The organism is Mycobacterium sp. IDUB_37, from assembly GCF_055419245.1.
The window spans coordinates 45,960-63,412 of sequence record NZ_JBVAXG010000012.1 but is presented as its reverse complement, the minus strand read 5'-3'; the positions used below and the strand labels follow the sequence as shown (position 1 = coordinate 63,412).

Below are 17,453 nucleotides of genomic sequence, written 5' to 3'. Positions count from 1 at the left end.
GCCTATACGGGCGCGGTCTGCGTCTCCTCGGCGAGCAGGTCACTCGGGTCTTCGGAGTCCTTGCGGCCGACCAGATACCAGGTGTGCATCACGCCTTTGCCTTTGACGTCGATGTAGCCGCGTTCGCGCAGCACGAAGTCGTCTTTGAGGGCCTCGTAGACATCTTCGGGGACCTGAATCTGCCCGACAGAGTCGGTGGATTCCATCCGGGACGCGACGTTCACCGCGTCACCCCACACGTCGTAGAAGAAGCGGCGCGAGCCTACGACGCCGGCGACAACGGGGCCTGAGGCCAGGCCCACCCGCAAGGGCACCGGACGGCCGTGTGGATCCTTGAGTGCGGCCGCGACCGCCGCCATGTCCAGGGCGAAGTCGGCCAGCGCGTGGACGTGGTCGGGCCGTGGCCGCGGGACACCGCTGACCACCATGTAGGAATCGCCGCTGACCTTGATCTTCTCCAGCTCGTACTTGTCCACCAAGGCGTCGAATGCGCTGTACAGGCGGTCTAGGAACCGGACCAGGTCGGCAGGTGCGGTGCTGCTGGCCCGCTCGGTGAATCCGACGATATCGGCGAACAGGACCGACGCCTCGTCGTACTTGTCGGCGATCACCCGCCGTTCGGGCTCCTTGAGCCGTTCGGCGATGCTGGCCGGCAGCATGTTGACCAGCAGCGCTTCGGAGCGCTCGTACTGTTCTTCCATCATCGCCTCGGTGCGCGCAGTCTCGCGAAGGGCGAACCACACCGTCACCACAACGACGACGACGGCGGAGATAGTCGTTATGACGAAACCCGCGGACTGCGCCCAGGGGGGCTGCAGTCCGGTGTCGCGCGGGATCAGGAACTCGGTGGCGATGACCAGGGCCGCACCAATTGCCGCGAGAACGGTGGCCAACACGATGTGCTCGATGCCGAGTACCAGGACGGTCAGGCACGCGCCGACCACGAAGAAGAGCTGAGCTCCGGAGCTGGTGCCGACATCCCAGCAACTGGCGAAGACCGTCACGTAGGCCGCGGTGATGAACGTCAGCGGCGCCACCAAGTCGCCGAAGCGGTGCAGCGTGGGGATGATCGCGAAGATCAGTGCGGCGCACACATTGATTGATACGACCTGCCAGAGCCAGGTGCCCACCAGCAACTGCATGCCGATGAAACTGGCGCTCACGACTACGGATAGCCAGGCGGCGATATTCAAAATTCGGGACCGGCGCACGGCTGTGGCCGCGTAATGCTGACGGAGATCGCGAGTCTGCGAACGTGCGGCGGCGACACAGTCCGGCCGTCGTGCCGAACCGTCTTTGCCAACGGACGAGGCACCGCATGTTTTAGCGCCCACGAATAGAGCGTAACCGCTGATGGCGGCTGGCGACGGCCGCGCTGCCTGCAGAAGAAGCTGTAGCGGCACATTGCCCACAGTGACAGTCGCCGGAGGTGCCGAGGGCAGTCGGGACTTGCTCACGTGTACAACAACGGGTGTTGGCTCGAATTTATTTCCGCGCGTCGAAGACTGAATTTGCGCATCTTTGATTGCGAACCTGTCCTGGTGTGGACTGGAAGAATGCAAATGATCCATATTTCATGTGGGGCCGTGGGATTGACGTTGTTTGCAGCGGCTGTCGGGCTCGCGCCGCTCGCAAAAAGCGGATTCCGGGCAATACGTGCGGACGCAATCCGGATTGGTGCGTTGTTTGGTTCTGCCCGAAGACGAAGGGCACGGGGGTGGACCGTCAGTCGCATGCGAGCACGGGCCTTCGTTTCCCCAGGCACCTGGTCCGTCGCTGGACCTGGCGATAGTCCGGGCCAGCAGGGCATTCAAGTGGACAGCGGCAATATCGGCGGTGGCGGTGCGCCTCAGAGCGACCTGCTGCTGAACTACGGCCAGACCTACCACATACGGGCTGGACGGTTCTGCCGAACACCGACGGCACTCGCTTCACCAACGACCGCACCGGCCACGGCATGTCTGTCAGTGTCGAAACGTGTCGTCGTTCTGAATGCTCTCGCCGTCCGCAAGCACGACAGCGGACGGTCGGCGATCTTAAAGCTATTCCGTAGCACGGCTACCCGCGCTGAACTGCACTTTCTCTGGTGCCCTCGGTGAGATTCGAACTCACACTGGACGGGTTTTGAATCCGTTTCCTCTGCCAGTTGGGATACGAGGGCTTGTCTGTGTTCCGGTCCGGAGTAACACCTTAGAGGAACCCCCCGAGTGGTCCGTCACAGCGGTCAAGACAGAATGTCCGTCATGACCGGCCCCACCACCGACGCCGCCGCCGCTCCGAAGCGCCGAGTCCTGATCGCTGAAGACGAGGCGCTTATCCGCATGGATCTCGCCGAGATGCTGCGAGAGGAGGGGTACGACATCGTCGGCGAGGCCGGCGATGGCCAGGAGGCCGTCGAGCTCGCTGAGCGTCATAACCCAGATCTGGTGATCATGGATGTGAAGATGCCCCGCCGCGACGGCATCGATGCCGCGTCTGAGATCGCCGCCAAGCGCATCGCTCCGATCGTGATTCTGACCGCCTTCAGTCAGCGTGATCTGGTCGAACGGGCCCGCGACGCGGGCGCAATGGCGTACCTGGTCAAGCCCTTCACCGCCAGCGACTTGGTCCCTGCCATCGAGTTGGCCGTCAGCCGATTCAGTGAGCTCACCGCGCTGGAACGCGAAGTGGCGACGCTCTCGGACCGGTTGGAGACCCGCAAGCTGGTGGAACGCGCCAAGGGTCTGCTGCAGACCAAGCAGGGGATGACCGAGCCGGAAGCGTTCAAGTGGATTCAGCGCGCCGCCATGGACCGGCGGACGTCGATGAAACGGGTCGCCGAGGTCGTGCTCGAAACTCTCGATACGCCCAAAGACGCCTAGCGGGCCAGCCACTGCCCGCGATAGCGCGTGTCGGTACGGCGACGCGCCGTTGCGGGCGTCCTCAAGCGATCCGTCGCGCCCCAGGGCGCTAGCGAGCGACGATCACCGACGAGCCGTGGCCGAACAGGCCCTGGTTGGCAGTGACACCCACCCGCGCGTTCTCGACCTGACGGCCGGTGGCCTGGCCGCGCAGCTGCCACGTCAATTCGCAGACCTGCGCGATCGCCTGGGCCGGAATGGCCTCGCCGAAGCAGGCCAGCCCACCCGACGCGTTGACCGGCACCCTGCCGCCGATAGTGGTGGCCCCGCTGCGCAGCAGCGCTTCGGCCTCGCCTTTGGGACACAGCCCCAGGTGCTCGTACCAGTCGAGCTCCAGCGCGGTGGACAGGTCGTACACCTCGGCCAGGCTCACGTCCTCGGGTCCGATGCCGGCCTCGGCGTAGGCGGCATCAAGGATCTGGTCCTTGAACACCCGATCAGGTGCCGGCACTACCGCAGTGGAATCCGTTGCGATATCTGGCAACTCAGGCAGGTGCTGCGGGTACCGCGGGGTCACCGTGCTCACCGCGCGGACCGACGGCACGCCGTCCAGGGAACCCAGGTGTTTGCGGGCGAAATCCGCGCTCGCCACGATCAGCGCGGCCGCGCCGTCGGAGGTCGCGCAGATGTCGAGTTGGCGCAGCGGATCACTGACCACCGGGCTGGCCAACACATCCTCGACGGAGGATTCCTTGCGGTAGCGGGCGTTCGGGTTCTGCAGGCCGTGCTGGGAGTTCTTGACCTTCACCTGCGCGAAGTCTTCTGACGTCGCCCCGTAAAGGTCCATTCGGCGCCGCGCGAGCAGAGCGAAGTACACCGGGTTCATCGCACCGATGAGGTGGAAGCGCTGCCAATCCGGGTCGTTCTTGCGCTCCCCGCCGACCGGTGCGAACGCCCCCTTCGGGGTGGTGTCGGCGCCGATGACCAGCGCGACGTCGCAGAAGCCGGCCAGAATGTGGGCGCGCGCGCTCTGCAGCGCCTGCGAACCGCTGGCGCACGCGGCGTAGCTGGAACTGACCGGGACGCCGTTCCAGCCGAGCTTCTGCGCGAACGTCGACCCGGCGATGAACCCCGGGTAGCCGTTGCGAATGGTGTCGGCACCGGCGACCAGTTGGATCTGCCGCCAATCCAGTCCGGCCTCGTTGAGCGCGGAGCGTGCGGCGACGACGCCGTATTCGGTGAAGTCTCGGCCCCATTTGCCCCAGGGGTGCATTCCTGCGCCGAGGATGTAGAGCGGTTCGGGAGTGCTCATGAAGCGACCTTCCACGCGTGCACGATGCGTTCGGCCCCTTCGGCGTCGGTGAACAGGGTCATGGTGGCCAGTTCCATCTCCATACCGACCTTCAGGTCGGCGGCGAGGGTGCCCTCGACTACCTTGCCCAGCACGATGATTCCTTCGTCGGCCAGTTCCACCGCGGCGATCGCGAACGGCTCGAAGGGATCAGGCGCCGGGTAGGGCGCAGGCGGCGGGTACCGGTTCTCGGTATAGCTCCACAATGTTCCGCGGCGCGACAAAGTGACGGACTCTAGTGAGTTGCCGTCGCAGGCCGGATTGGGGCAGTTGGTGTCTCGCGGCGGGAAGACGTAGGTGCCGCACTTGAGGCACTTACTGCCGATCAGATGGGGGTTTCCGGCTTCATCGGTGGCGAACCACCCGTCGATTGCCGGTTCTGGAATGGTGACCTCTGGCACCGGCCCAGCCTACCCAGCCCGAGCGCAAAACTGAAACGTGTTGCAGTTTTGCCGCCAGGTGGTGAGGCCGCAGGACACGTCGGACCCGGTGCCTAGAGTGTGATCCGTGAGTCCCGCCACCAAAGCCAGTGAGACAGCCACGCCCACACTGATGCTGCTCGACGGCAATTCGCTGGCGTTCCGGGCGTTCTACGCGCTGCCGGCTGAGAACTTCAAGACTCGTGGCGGTCTGCACACCAACGCGGTCTACGGCTTCACCGCGATGCTGATCAATCTGCTGCGTGACGAGGGCCCGACGCACATCGCGGCGGCGTTCGACGTTTCGCGGCAGACGTTCCGTTCGGAGCGCTATCCCGAGTACAAGGCCAACCGGTCGTCCACTCCCGACGAGTTCCATGGCCAGATCGACATCACCAAAGAGGTGCTCGGCGCCCTCGGCATCACTGTGCTGGCCGAGCCGGGGTTCGAGGCGGACGACATCATCGCGACGCTGGCCACCCAGGCTGAGCGCGAGGGGTACCGGGTGCTGGTGGTAACCGGCGACCGGGACTCGCTGCAGCTGGTCAGCGACGACGTCACCGTGCTTTACCCGATCAAGGGTGTCAGCGAGCTGACCCGCTTCAACCCGGAGGCTGTATTCGGTAAGTACGGCCTCACGCCCCAGCAATATCCGGACTTCGCCGCGTTGCGTGGCGACCCCAGCGACAACCTGCCCGGCATCCCCGGAGTGGGGGAGAAGACGGCCACCAAATGGATCGTCGAGTACGGCTCGCTGCAAGGCCTGGTCGACAACGTCGAGTCGGTGCGCGGCAAGGTCGGCGACGCGTTGCGGGCCAATGTCGCCGGCGTCGTGCTCAACCGGGAGCTCACCGAGTTGGTCAAGGACGTGCCGTTGGCCCAGACGCCGGACACGCTGCGGCTGCAACCCTGGGACCGCGACCACATCCACCGACTCTTCGACGACCTCGAGTTCCGCGTCCTGCGGGACAGGTTGTTCGACACGCTGGTCGCCGTGGAACCCGAGGTCGACGAGGGCTTTGACGTGCGCGGCGGCGCGCTGGAACCCGGAACGGTTGCGAAGTGGCTGGCCGATCACGTCAGCGACGGGCGTCGGTCCGGCCTGACGGTGGTCGGCACACACCTGCCGCACGGGGGTGACGCAACCGCGGTGGCGATCGCGGCCGCTGACGGGGACGGCGCCTTTATCGACACCGCCACGCTGACTCAAGAGGACGACGCGGCCTTGGCCGAGTGGCTGGCTGACGCCGACAAGCCCAAGGCGCTGCATGAGGCAAAGATGGCGCACCACGACCTGACGGGTCGCGGTTGGTCGTTGCGTGGTCTCACCTCCGACACCGCGCTGGCCGCCTACCTGGTGCGGCCCGGGCAGCGCAGCTTCACCCTCGACGACCTGTCGTTGCGTTATCTGCGACGTGAGCTGCGCGCGGAAACGGCCGAACAGCAACAGCTCTCACTACTGGATGACCTGGACGAGGCGGGCGGGGTGAATGAGCAGGCCGTTCAGACGAGCATCCTGCGCGCCCGCGCCGTCATCGACCTGGCCGATGCCCTGGATACCGAATTGGCCCGCATCGACTCCACGGCGCTGTTGGGCGAGATGGAACTGCCGGTGCAGCAGGTGCTCGCCAAAATGGAGAATATCGGCATCGCCGTGGACCTGAGCCTGCTCACCGGGCTGCAGAGCCAGTTCGGCGACGAGATCCGCGACGCTGCCGAGGCCGCCTATGCCGTGATCGGCAAACAGATCAACCTGGGTTCGCCGAAGCAGCTGCAGGTAGTGCTGTTCGACGAACTCGGCATGCCCAAGACCAAGCGGACCAAGACCGGCTACACCACCGATGCGGACGCCCTGCAGTCGCTGTTCGACAAAACGGGACACCCGTTCCTGCAGCACATGTTGACGCACCGCGACGTCACGCGACTCAAGGTCACCGTCGACGGACTGCTCAACTCGGTCGCCACCGACGGCCGCATTCACACCACGTTCAATCAGACGATCGCGGCCACCGGCCGGCTCTCGTCAACCGAACCCAACCTGCAGAACATCCCGATCCGCACCGATGCCGGCCGCCAGATCCGGGACGCGTTCGTCGTGGGCAAGGGCGGTTACACCGAGCTGATGACCGCCGATTACAGCCAGATCGAGATGCGGATCATGGCGCACCTGTCCCGGGATGACGGCCTGATCGAGGCCTTCAACACCGGCGAGGATCTGCACTCGTTCGTGGCGTCCCGTGCTTTCGGCGTGCCGATCGACGAGGTCACCGCCGAGTTGCGGCGTCGGGTCAAGGCGATGTCGTACGGCCTGGCCTACGGGTTGAGCGCATACGGATTGTCCGCTCAGCTCAAAATCTCCACCGAAGAGGCCAAAGACCAGATGGACCAGTATTTCGCCCGGTTCGGCGGGGTGCGTAACTACCTGCTGGCCGTCGTCGAGCAGGCCCGCAAGGACGGCTACACCTCAACCGTGCTGGGCCGGCGGCGTTACCTGCCCGAGTTGGACAGCAGCAACCGCCAGGTGCGCGAGGCCGCTGAGCGTGCGGCGCTCAACGCGCCGATTCAGGGCAGCGCGGCTGACATCATCAAGGTGGCGATGATCGAGGTCGACAGGGCGATCACTGCGGCCGGGCTGGAGTCGCGGATGTTGCTACAGGTACACGACGAATTGTTGTTCGAGGTCGCGCCGGGGGAGCGTGATCAGCTCGATGCGCTGGTCCGCGACAAGATGGGCAGTGCCTACCCGCTGGATGTGCCGCTCGAGGTGTCGGTGGGCTACGGCCGCAGCTGGGACACCGCCGCGCACTAAAGGCGGTAATCCTGTTTGCTGCGGCGCGGCATACCTAGACTGCTGAGATGTCGGATCTCGCTGAACGTCGACCGCTCCTGAGATTCCCACTGTTGGTCGCGTCGAAGCTGTTCGGCATGTTGCCGGCCCAGATCGCCGACGCGCTGCTGGCGGTACTCGCGCGGCTCGTCTACTGGCGCGGCCGCGCCCAGCACTTGAACGTCCTGCAGGACTTTCGCGACAACGTTGACCCGACGGCGCAGTTCTCGTCGCGCAAATGGCAGCCGGTCCGGGCGATGTATCGCGCCCTGGTCCGCAACGCCAATGACGCCATCTGGTTCCTGGCCGCACCGCGCGCCGCCGCGCTGCGACGCTTCCGGATCGCAGACCCGTCCCCGCTGCACGCCGCCCTCGAGGCCGGCCGTCCGGCCGGGGTTGGCGTCATCGTCGCCTTCCCTCATCTCGGCTCGTATGCGGCGTTACCGATCGTGCTCGCGCTCAACGGACTGCCGACCACCGTGGTCGCCAACCGGCAGGGCGCGCTGATGCAGTGGGTTATCACGCGCGGCGCACAAAAGGCGGGCCTGGAACTCATCGTGGTCGAGCGCACCGGCGGAACCAGCGTCACGGCGGCGATGGCCGACGCCATCCGACGGGGCCGCATCGTCGCCATCGCGGGCGACTACTTCCGCGCCCGCGAAAACGCTCAGGGCGGGACAAGTGCGGGCGTCCAGGTCGACCTCGCGGGTATCAAACGTCCGGTCGGTCCCGGACCGGCACTGCTGGCTCTACGCACCGGCGCTCTGATTGTGCCCGGTGCGGTCTTCCAGCAAAAGCATCAGCGTGAGCCTGTCTTCAGCCAACCGATCGCCGCTGGTGTGCCGCTCGACGGCAGCGACCAGAACGTGCGAGACACGGTGCAGGAGACCTCGCAGCGGGTCGCCGACGCGATCGGGGAATTCGTCGATCGAGAGCCGGACCAGTGGCTGATGCCGGGCGGACTGGTGTCGGATTCGCTCGGACGTCGCGGTCGATCCGGGGGAGTGTAGATTCCTTAACGCGGGGCGGTTTGGCCAGCGTGAGCGCGGTCGAGTAGCCTTGCCTGGTACCCGTTTGTGCTCGATCGCGGGTCACACCAATAACACAAGTCCCAGATCCCTACGATGAACGCTGTCCGGAGCAACCCAACAATATGCCGAGTCCCACCGTCACCTCGCCGCAAGTAGCCATCAACGACATTGGCTCCGCCGAGGACTTTCTCGCAGCAATAGACAAAACGATCAAGTACTTCAACGATGGCGACATCGTCGAAGGCACCATCGTCAAAGTTGACCGGGACGAGGTGCTCCTCGACATCGGCTACAAAACCGAAGGGGTCATCCCCGCCCGCGAACTCTCGATCAAGCACGATGTCGACCCCAATGAGGTCGTTACCGTGGGCGACGAGGTCGAGGCCCTTGTTCTCACCAAAGAGGACAAAGAAGGCCGCCTGATCCTCTCCAAGAAGCGCGCACAGTACGAGCGCGCCTGGGGCACCATCGAGGAGCTCAAGGAGAAGGACGAGGCCGTCAAGGGCACCGTCATCGAGGTCGTCAAGGGCGGCCTGATCCTCGACATCGGGTTGCGCGGCTTCCTGCCCGCTTCCTTGGTCGAGATGCGTCGCGTCCGCGATCTGCAGCCGTACATCGGCAAGGAGATCGAGGCCAAGATCATCGAGCTGGACAAAAACCGCAACAACGTGGTGCTGTCCCGCCGGGCCTGGCTTGAGCAGACTCAGTCCGAGGTGCGCAGCGAGTTCCTCAACCAGCTGCAGAAGGGCACCATCCGCAAGGGTGTGGTCTCCTCCATCGTCAACTTCGGCGCGTTCGTCGACCTCGGCGGTGTGGACGGTCTGGTGCACGTCTCCGAGCTGTCGTGGAAGCACATCGACCACCCGTCCGAGGTTGTCACGGTGGGCGACGAGGTCACCGTCGAGGTGCTCGACGTCGATATGGACCGCGAGCGGGTTTCGTTGTCGCTGAAGGCGACTCAAGAGGACCCGTGGCGCCACTTCGCCCGTACCCACGCCATCGGCCAGATCGTGCCGGGCAAGGTCACGAAGCTGGTTCCGTTCGGTGCGTTCGTCCGCGTCGAGGAAGGCATCGAAGGTCTGGTGCACATCTCCGAGCTGGCCGAGCGCCACGTCGAGGTGCCCGACCAGGTGGTCGCCGTCGGCGACGACGCGATGGTCAAGGTCATCGACATCGACCTGGAGCGGCGCCGGATCTCGTTGTCGCTCAAGCAGGCCAACGAGGACTACACCGACGAGTTCGACCCGGCCAAGTACGGCATGGCCGACAGCTACGACGACCAGGGCAACTACATCTTCCCGGAAGGTTTCGACGCCGAGACCAACGAGTGGATCGAAGGCTTCGACACTCAGCGCACCGAGTGGGAGGCCCGCTACGCGGAGGCCGAGCGCCGGCACAAGATGCACACCGCGCAGATGGAGAAGTTCGCCGCGGCCGAAGCTGCCGAGCACAGCAGTGGTGGCGGTTCGTCGAGCAGCAGCAGCTCCTCGGAGAAGTCCGCGGGTGGGTCGCTGGCCAGCGACGCCCAGCTGGCTGCTCTGCGGGAAAAGCTCGCCGGTAGCGCGTAACCTTTCCAGACTCGGCCGCCGGATATGCTGCGCATCGGCCTGACCGGTGGGATCGGTGCCGGAAAGTCGGCGCTGTCCAAGACATTCTCGGAGTGCGGTGGCGTCATCGTTGATGGTGACGTCATCGCACGCGAGGTGGTCGAGCCGGGCACCGAGGGTTTGGCAGCCTTGGTCGAGGCGTTCGGCGAGGACATCCTGCTGCCGGACGGCGCGTTGGATCGGCCGGCCTTGGCGGCCAAGGCGTTTGCCGACGAAGAGCAACGCAAGAAGCTCAACGGCATCGTGCATCCCCTGGTCGGCAAGCGCCGCGCCGAGATCATCGCCGCTGTGCCGCAGGATGCTGTTGTCGTAGAAGACATTCCACTGTTGGTGGAGTCGGGGATGGCACCGCTGTTTCCCTTGGTCGTCATCGTGCACGCCGATGTTGAACTACGGGTGCGACGGCTTGTCGATATCCGCGGCATGTCCGAAGATGACGCCCGCGCCAGGATCGCGGCGCAGGCCACCGAGGAACAACGGCGGGCGGTTGCCGACATCTGGCTGGACAACTCCGGCAGCCAAGAAGCTCTGGTTGAGCGGGCCCGCGACGTGTGGGACAACCGGGTGTTGCCATTCGCACGCAACCTTGATGAGCGTCAGATCGCCCGCGCCCCAGCACGTTTGGTGCCGGCCGACCCGACCTGGCCGGACCAGGCTGCGCGGATCGTCAACCGGTTGAAGACCAATTGCGGGCATCGCGCGCTGCGGGTGGACCACATCGGGTCGACCGCGTTGGCAGACTTCGACGCGAAGGATGTCATCGATATCCAGGTGACCGTCGAATCACTTGATTTAGCTGACGAACTCGTCGAACCCTTGCTGGCTGCCGGGTATCCGCGTCTCGAGCACATCACCCAGGACGCGGCCAAGACGGACGCCCGGAGCACGGTGCCCGGATTCGACCACAGTGACGATCCGGCGTTGTGGCACAAGCGTATTCATGCTTCGGTGGACCCCGGGCGGCCGACCAACGTGCATATCCGGGTGGCCGGTCAGCCCAATCAGCAGTTCGCACTGCTGTTCGTGGACTGGCTGAAAGCCAATCCCGAAGCGCGCGCCAACTATCTGGAAGTCAAGCGGAGCGCCGACAGCACGGCGAACGGCGACATCATGCGCTATGTCACCGCCAAGGAGCCGTGGTTCCGCGATGCGTACCGACGAGCCTGGGAGTGGGCCGACAGCACGGGTTGGAAGCCTTAGCTTGCGCTGACGTTGTTGCGCTCGCCCTGGTTAGACCCGGTAACGTCGTTCTATGCCGTTCGTTACGGACATTCTCGGACCGCAGCAGCCCGTCGTTCATCAGACGGCGCCGCTGGTGGCCGGCCGCCGGCGACGTACCAGCACCGTCGACACCCACCCGGACGAGGCGCGCGGCTCGCGCGTCGACCTTCGGGCGCGTGACGCGGCAGCTGGCGCAGCCGAGGGCGTCGACGTGATCGACGAAGTTCGGGTCACGGCGCACCTGGTCAACCAGGTCATCGAGGACATCACCTCGTCGCCGCCGGCACACCGATTGGAATCGCTGCATGGCTGTCGGGTAGGACCGGGATTCCGATCCAAGGTCGGCCAGCTACTCCCCGAGGAAGTGCAGCGGGCGAGCCTGTTGAATCTACTGCTCGACGACTGGGTGGGTGCGGCGCTGGTGTCTGGGTACGGCACTCAACACACGGCGATCGTCCTGGGCGTGGAGCAGAAAATGCCTCCCGGCGTCGCCGACCGGATGGCCGGGATCTGCGCGGGTTTTGCGCCGGACGCGTCGCTGGTCGGATACGCCCGTCAGCACGATGTCATTCCGACCGGCCGTGGACCGGTGGCGCCGCCGCTGGACGGACTCCATGACGTCGAGCCGCTGCGAGCGCGGGGGATGCGCAGATTCCGTCGGCTCGATGTGTGGCCGGTGGACGGCGGTTCGGTGGAGTTTGACGCCCACTTCCGCGACTCTCACATGGACGACGACCTCGTCGAGACGATCGTGCACGAGTACACCGTCGCCGGCACGGTCGACGTCCCGACGCGGACCATCACATCGGTAACTGCCGAGGTGAGGGTGCTGCCGTGGCAGGAATGCCCCGGCGCGATCGGAAGTGCGGCACGGGTTCGAGGCATGACGCTTGCCGAGTTGCGCGATCGCGTCCGCGCCGAATTCGTCGGCACCAGCACCTGCACGCATCTCAACGACACGTTGCGCTCGATCGCTGATCTGGACGCGCTACTCGATATTCGATGAGGTGTGCTGCGCGGAGGCGGCTTCGTCGCGGCACAGATATCCCGTCAGCAGCACCACGATCTCGTCTTCGACCTGCTGAAAGTCCACCTCGGTCCCGGACGTGACGAGCCGGTGCACCAGAGAATCGACGGTCGCGACGACGATCTGCGCATTCAGTCGGCTGTTGGCCCGCACCTCGGGATGCTGCTCGAGTAGCTGCACGGCCGCCGCCACGCTGAACTGCTCCAATTCGTGCGATCGCGCCAGGAAGGCCGGCGCTCGCGGTGCCTCCTCGAACAGCACGCGGTGCAGTCGCGGGTTGTCGCGGTGGTTGTCGATGGTTGCGCGGACGAACAGCCGCAGTGTTTCGTCGAGACCCGCGGGAAGACCGCCGGATAACCGTTCGGAGATTAGGAGGGCGCCGGCGTCGACGTGAGCGTCCATCAACGCCCGCAGCACGGCGTCCTTATTGGGGAAGTACTGATACAGCGAGCCGATCGACACGGCCGCCTGCTCGGCAATGCGATTAGTGGTGCCGGCCGCGTACCCGTGCTCGGAGAAAACGTGAGCCGCCGCATCCAGTATGCGTTGCCGGGTCTCGGCTGCCCGCTCCTGTTTGGGCTGCTTACGCTGCCGAAATCGGTCTGTCGGGGCGATGGTGCGCCTCCTGGGCAAAAGCGAGTAGTCATTCGGCGCTGACGCCAGCAAAATTAGGCTCACCTAACTAATGCAAGGAGTCGGCTGTGCGTACCGTCCACGTCGAAACTATCCTGCCCACCAGCGCGGATCGAGTTTGGTCGGCGATGTTGTCGCCGGCCACGTTTCTTTACGTCTGCAAAGGCCTCATCGGCTTCCCGGCGTTGGCCGGACGAACAGCGGCGCTGCGACTCGGTGAGTCCGGCACCGGTTGGCTGTTCGCCTTCCACGTGCTGCCTACGTATCGACACACCATCGAGGTCGTGGAGGTGGACCAGGCCGCTGGAACGATCCGCACCCGCGAACACGGCGGGGTTCTCCAAGCCTGGAACCACACTCTGCATGTCGAACCGCTCGGCGCGAATTCCTGCCGCTATAGCGACACCGTCGACATCGAGGCCGGTGTCGCCACCGGCGTGGTGGTGGCGGTGGCCAGCGGAATCTACCGGTATCGGCAGCGTCGCTGGCGCAAACTGGTGCGGCGACACATGACGGCGGAACTCGCCGTCAGCTGACTGTGTGGCCCGTCGCGATCGCAAGCGCGGTGGTACACCGCGTGCAGCGGGTCGCGACCATATGACTCGTCGCGATCGCAAGCGCGGTGGTACACCGCGTGCAGCGGGTCGCGACCATATGACTAAGCTCCGTTCCGGCTGAGCGACGAAATCGATTGCGCCTCTTCGTCGCTGCGTTTGACCAGCAGCCAGGTCTCGTCCTCGCCATCCCGGATCCGAGTGAGGGCGAAACCCCCGGATAGTTTCTCGCCCTGCAGCTGGAACGAAAGATGGCCGCACTCAAGGCCTTTCACCATTTCGTGGCGGGTGCGGTTGGCGTAAGTCCCGTGATCCCAGACGATGACGCCGCCGGCGCCGTCATCGCCGTCCGGAATGACACCCTCGAATGTCGCATATTCAAGCGGGCGGTCCTCGATGCGCAATGCCATCCTCTTGTCCTTCGGATGGATTGAGGGGCCGTGCGGTATCGCCCAAGACACCAAGACGCCCGCGATTTCCAGGCGGAAGTCGTAGTAGTCGGCGCGTGCCAGGTGATGCTGAATCACAAAACAAGGCCGGGCCACTGCTGGTCGGTGCTGTCGGCGGTGCCGTCCGCGCGAATCCGGGTCGTGGCCGGCCCTTTGTTTCCGGTGATACACGCTGAAAGGCATGGAGATTGGGTTGCCCGGTCGGACCTGCCGAAAACTGACGACCCGGTCACTTCCCCCGCCAGGTGAGCTGAATGCCGCAGGTGGCCAGCCAGGCTCGCAGGTCATAGCCGTGATGGGCCAGGCCATCAATGGCAGTCACCGCGCGCCGTACCGCCGCTTCGGCGACCTCGGGGGTCAACAACCCCATGCGCGCGGCGGCCAGCAACTCATCCACGTCGGCCAGTACTGCCCCGCGACCGGTACGAACCTCGATGTCCAGGTAGTGGTCCTCGGAGTGCCACTGCGTGTCTCCGGAGGTGTACTCGCCTACGTCGAGGTAGTAGTCATGGTCGCGTTCGTGGCCCGCATTGAAATGAAAGACCGTGGCACGCAGGCCCAACGACGGCAGCAACCACGATTCGAGATAGTGAAACTGAGCACGACCCGGCGTGGGTCTGGCCAGATAGAGACCCCACGGATGCACCGCGTACTCGTCGACGGCCCGCACGATGCCTTTGGGGTCGGTATTGGTGCGGGCCGTGAGGTCGAAGGTTTCGTGTTTCGGTGGGTGGATGGTGTCACCCTAACGGCCGGCCTATCTTTTGAGACGAATCTTCCAGCGAACGAAGCCGCCGTAGAACACCGACAGCGCGGCCAGCATGCCCATATCGAGCAGCCAGATCTTCTCGGTGTGCTGCCAGAACCTGTCCTGGGGAATGAGCGAGCCCGGCACCAGGTTCCGCACATCGACCGTCGACGCGGCAGCCGCATAGCCCCACCGTGCGGGTATCACCGTCGAAACCTGCTGCAGCACGATCCGGTGCGTCACCGGGACCATCCCGCCACACAACACCAGTTGCGCCATGATCGACACCACGAACAGCGGCATGATCTGCTCGTTAGAGCGCACCAGCGCCGAAATGGCCATGCCGAGCAGCGCCGATGCCACGCACGTCGCGGCGACGCTCAGGAACAGTTCCATGGTGGCCGCCACGTTGCCGTGACCAAGCAGCAGGCCGCCGCGGGTCGGCCCCCCCTTGCCCACGATCACGATGATGGTCGCAATCGCCGCCTGCACGACGGCGAATGCGCAGAACACCCCGGTCTTGGCCAGCAGGTAGGCCGTCGTAGACAGCCCTACCGCCTGTTCTCGCTGGAAGATCGGCCGTTCACCGACCAGATCTCGGATGGTCAGCGCGGTGCCCATGAATGCCGCGGCCAACAACAGCAGGTTGAGAATCTGCGCGGATTCGTCGGGAGTTCCGCCGTGCTCGCCGACGACCCGGAATCCGTTCGAGCCGGGAACGGTCAGTGATAGCGCGCCCAGGATGAACGGCAACACCGCCAGAAAGATGAAGTAAGCCCGGTCGGCGACCACCAGACGAACCTGCCGCCGCGCGATGGTCGAGATCTGCCGCCGCGTACTGGTGTGCACCGGTTCACCCAGGTCCGCGGGTTCAGCGACACCGGCCGGCGGGGTGCGCAGGTTCTGGGCTTCGCTCTGTTGCAGAAAGCGCCGGTTGGCCTCGTCCGGGTCGGCGCCCACCTGCCCGAAGATCTTGGCCCAGTTGGTGGTGCCCATCGCGTCGCCGATCTGACCGGGCGGACCGCAGTACGCGGTTTTGCCGCCCGGGGCCACCAACAGCAGCTGGTCGCAGATGTCCAGGTAAGACAGCATGTGCGTCACCACGATGACCACTCGGCCGGCATCGGCCAGCTGACGCAGCATCATCATGACCTGGTGGTCGAGCGCGGGATCCAGGCCTGACGTCGGCTCGTCGAGGATCAGCAGGGATGGCCCGGTGAGCAGTTCCAAGGCCACCGAGGCGCGTTTGCGCTGACCGCCGGACAGCTTGTCCACCCGGGTGTCGGCGTGCTTGGTCAGGTCTAGTTCCTTGAGTACCTGGGTGACGACGCGGGCGCGGTCGGATTTGCTGGTGTCGGGCGGTAGGCGCAGTTCGGCGGCGTAGCCGAGGGCCTGGTTGACCGTCAGTTGACGGTGCACGACGTCATCCTGGGGAACGATCCCGATCCGGCTGCGCAGCGAAGCGTACGAGCTGTGAATGTCGTGGCCTTCGAAGCTGACCGAGCCCGAGCTGGGCCGGGCGTAGCCCGCGATCAGCCTGGCCAGCGTGCTCTTTCCGGCGCCCGAACCGCCGATCACGGCGGTCAGCGTGCCGGGCCTGGCGACCAGCGAGATGCCGTCGAGCAGTCGTTTGCCGCTGTCGACGGTGTACATCACGTTGCGCACCTCGAGGCCGCCGGTGCGGGCGGCCGTTTCGCTGCGCGGGACCAGGGTGTCGTCTCGGAACTCCAGGTCGATGTTGCCGATCGTCACGACGTCGCCCTTGGACAGAATCGCCGATCCCACCCGGGTGCCGTTGACGAACGTTCCGTTGATGCTCTGGTCTTGGATCTCGGTCCCCAACGGGGTGTCCCGCAGGATTGCGTGCTGGCGGGAGGCCAACACGTCCGAGACGACGATGTCGTTGTCGTTGGCGCGCCCGATCGTGAGGCTTCCGGTGGTTTTCGCGGTTCCGGCAGCCCCGGTCGCACGCGGGTTGAGGATCCGCACCATCCGGGTCGCCAGACTCGAGACATCCGCCGATTTGATGTCGATCTGGGTCATCTCGGCGGGCACCGGCGGGACGTTGACCGTGGTGACCTCGTCGGGGGGCGGCACAGGCCGACGCTCGGGCCGCCTCGCTGCAGGTCGAGCGGGTGCGGGATGCACAGGACCACGAGGCGGTTTGGCCGGGGGCGCAGGCGGACGGGCCGTTGGCATCGCCGGCGTCGTCGACCACAGCAGGGTGGGTGGACCACTGTCGTGTACCGGCCTGGCTTTCGCGGTGGGCTTGGTAATGGGAGGCCGGGATGTCGGCCCCCGCTGTTGTCCGATTTCGAAGGTCAGCCGCGGACCGGCGGGGTTTCCGACGTTGATGCTCTGGCCGTCGTGGATGTCGACCACCGGCATGCGGTAACCGTTGACGTAGGTTCCGTTCAGCGAGCCGTTGTCGATAGCCAGCCAACGGCCCTGGTCAAAGCGCAGAATCAGGTGCGCGCGCGAGATGCGCGGGTCCGGGATTCGCAGGTCGGCCTGTATGTCTCTGCCGATGATCACCTCATAGCCAGGCGCGAATGAAACCTGGGAACCGTCGTGCCGGATGGTCAGCGCGGGCGCGGGCGGGGCGGGTCGGGTCACCTTTCCAGTATCGGCGGCGTTTCTGGGTGAGTTCTGTGGGACCCGCCTGTGAGTCAGCTTTGTTTCGATTTCGCCACTCATAGCTGCTACATAGCCGCCAATCGCCCAGCGGCGGCTTGTTTTCCGGCAT

General features: G+C 65.2%; 14 protein-coding genes and 1 tRNA gene. 7 read left to right on the top strand and 8 right to left on the bottom strand.

The annotated features are described in order from the left end of the window. Nucleotides 1–2 precede the first annotated feature (2 nt). Together ACZY1I_RS28510 and ACZY1I_RS28505 are read right to left on the bottom strand one after the other, a co-directional pair. A complete protein-coding gene (locus tag ACZY1I_RS28510; protein WP_463760510.1) occupies nucleotides 3–1,334 on the bottom strand; it encodes an adenylate/guanylate cyclase domain-containing protein in 1,332 nt (443 codons plus the stop codon). 750 nt (nucleotides 1,335–2,084) lie between these two features. After that, nucleotides 2,085–2,161 (bottom strand) — tRNA-Leu (locus tag ACZY1I_RS28505). An 82-nt stretch (nucleotides 2,162–2,243) separates the two neighbouring features. On the opposite strand from ACZY1I_RS28505, the gene ACZY1I_RS28500 reads away from it, so the two are divergent. Continuing rightward, nucleotides 2,244–2,861, top strand: a complete 618-nt coding sequence (locus tag ACZY1I_RS28500; RefSeq protein ID WP_463760507.1) for an ANTAR domain-containing response regulator — start codon at nucleotides 2,244–2,246, stop codon at nucleotides 2,859–2,861. An 88-nt stretch (nucleotides 2,862–2,949) separates the two neighbouring features. On the opposite strand, the gene ACZY1I_RS28495 is transcribed toward ACZY1I_RS28500, so the two are convergent. Beyond that, a complete protein-coding gene (locus ACZY1I_RS28495) occupies nucleotides 2,950–4,152 on the bottom strand; it encodes a lipid-transfer protein (protein WP_463760504.1) in 1,203 nt (400 codons plus the stop codon). Then, complete coding sequence (locus ACZY1I_RS28490; RefSeq protein WP_463760501.1) at nucleotides 4,149–4,592, bottom strand: Zn-ribbon domain-containing OB-fold protein; 444 nt, start codon at nucleotides 4,590–4,592, stop codon at nucleotides 4,149–4,151. The genes ACZY1I_RS28495 and ACZY1I_RS28490 overlap by 4 nt, the downstream gene beginning before the upstream one ends. 151 nt (nucleotides 4,593–4,743) lie before the next feature. Here ACZY1I_RS28490 and polA point away from each other — a divergent pair, with 151 nt between their 5' ends. From polA to ACZY1I_RS28465, 5 genes are all read left to right on the top strand, one after another. After that, nucleotides 4,744–7,419, top strand: coding sequence for a DNA polymerase I (gene polA, locus ACZY1I_RS28485; RefSeq protein ID WP_463760758.1), 2,676 nt, complete (start codon nucleotides 4,744–4,746; stop codon nucleotides 7,417–7,419). Nucleotides 7,420–7,466: 47 nt separating this feature from the next. After that, entirely contained in the window at nucleotides 7,467–8,447 is a 981-nt protein-coding gene (locus tag ACZY1I_RS28480; protein WP_463760498.1) for a lysophospholipid acyltransferase family protein, read from the top strand. A gap of 143 nt (nucleotides 8,448–8,590) precedes the next feature. Further along, complete coding sequence (gene rpsA, locus ACZY1I_RS28475; protein WP_463760496.1) at nucleotides 8,591–10,036, top strand: 30S ribosomal protein S1; 1,446 nt, start codon at nucleotides 8,591–8,593, stop codon at nucleotides 10,034–10,036. A 24-nt stretch (nucleotides 10,037–10,060) separates the two neighbouring features. Then, nucleotides 10,061–11,275 (top strand): dephospho-CoA kinase, encoded by a 1,215-nt coding sequence (coaE, locus tag ACZY1I_RS28470; RefSeq protein WP_463760494.1) that lies wholly within the window; start codon nucleotides 10,061–10,063, stop codon nucleotides 11,273–11,275. Between the two features lie 52 nt (nucleotides 11,276–11,327). After that, nucleotides 11,328–12,302 (top strand): DUF2889 domain-containing protein, encoded by a 975-nt coding sequence (locus ACZY1I_RS28465; protein ID WP_463760492.1) that lies wholly within the window; start codon nucleotides 11,328–11,330, stop codon nucleotides 12,300–12,302. On the opposite strand, the gene ACZY1I_RS28460 is transcribed toward ACZY1I_RS28465, so the two are convergent. Next, complete coding sequence (locus ACZY1I_RS28460; RefSeq protein ID WP_463760756.1) at nucleotides 12,285–12,956, bottom strand: TetR/AcrR family transcriptional regulator; 672 nt, start codon at nucleotides 12,954–12,956, stop codon at nucleotides 12,285–12,287. The two genes, ACZY1I_RS28465 and ACZY1I_RS28460, sit on opposite strands and share 18 nt — an antisense overlap. A 68-nt stretch (nucleotides 12,957–13,024) precedes the next feature. Between ACZY1I_RS28460 and ACZY1I_RS28455 the strand changes: the two genes are divergently transcribed. Next, nucleotides 13,025–13,492: a hypothetical protein gene (locus ACZY1I_RS28455; RefSeq protein ID WP_463760490.1), complete on the top strand. Its 468-nt coding sequence runs from the start codon at nucleotides 13,025–13,027 to the stop codon at nucleotides 13,490–13,492. A gap of 122 nt (nucleotides 13,493–13,614) precedes the next feature. On the opposite strand, the gene ACZY1I_RS28450 is transcribed toward ACZY1I_RS28455, so the two are convergent. The 3 genes from ACZY1I_RS28450 to ACZY1I_RS28440 all read right to left on the bottom strand — a co-directional run bounded on the left by ACZY1I_RS28450 (nucleotide 13,615) and on the right by ACZY1I_RS28440 (nucleotide 17,323). Then, the gene (locus ACZY1I_RS28450; protein WP_463760486.1) at nucleotides 13,615–14,142 is read right to left on the bottom strand and encodes a DNA polymerase ligase N-terminal domain-containing protein; all 528 of its coding nucleotides are present in this window, start codon (nucleotides 14,140–14,142) and stop codon (nucleotides 13,615–13,617) included. 46 nt (nucleotides 14,143–14,188) lie between these two features. After that, nucleotides 14,189–14,629, bottom strand: coding sequence for a ribonuclease FAU-1 family protein (locus tag ACZY1I_RS28445; RefSeq protein WP_463760483.1), 441 nt, complete (start codon nucleotides 14,627–14,629; stop codon nucleotides 14,189–14,191). Nucleotides 14,630–14,716: 87 nt separating this feature from the next. Continuing rightward, nucleotides 14,717–17,323 (bottom strand): FHA domain-containing protein, encoded by a 2,607-nt coding sequence (locus tag ACZY1I_RS28440; RefSeq protein ID WP_463760481.1) that lies wholly within the window; start codon nucleotides 17,321–17,323, stop codon nucleotides 14,717–14,719. Nucleotides 17,324–17,453: the final 130 nt, after the last annotated feature.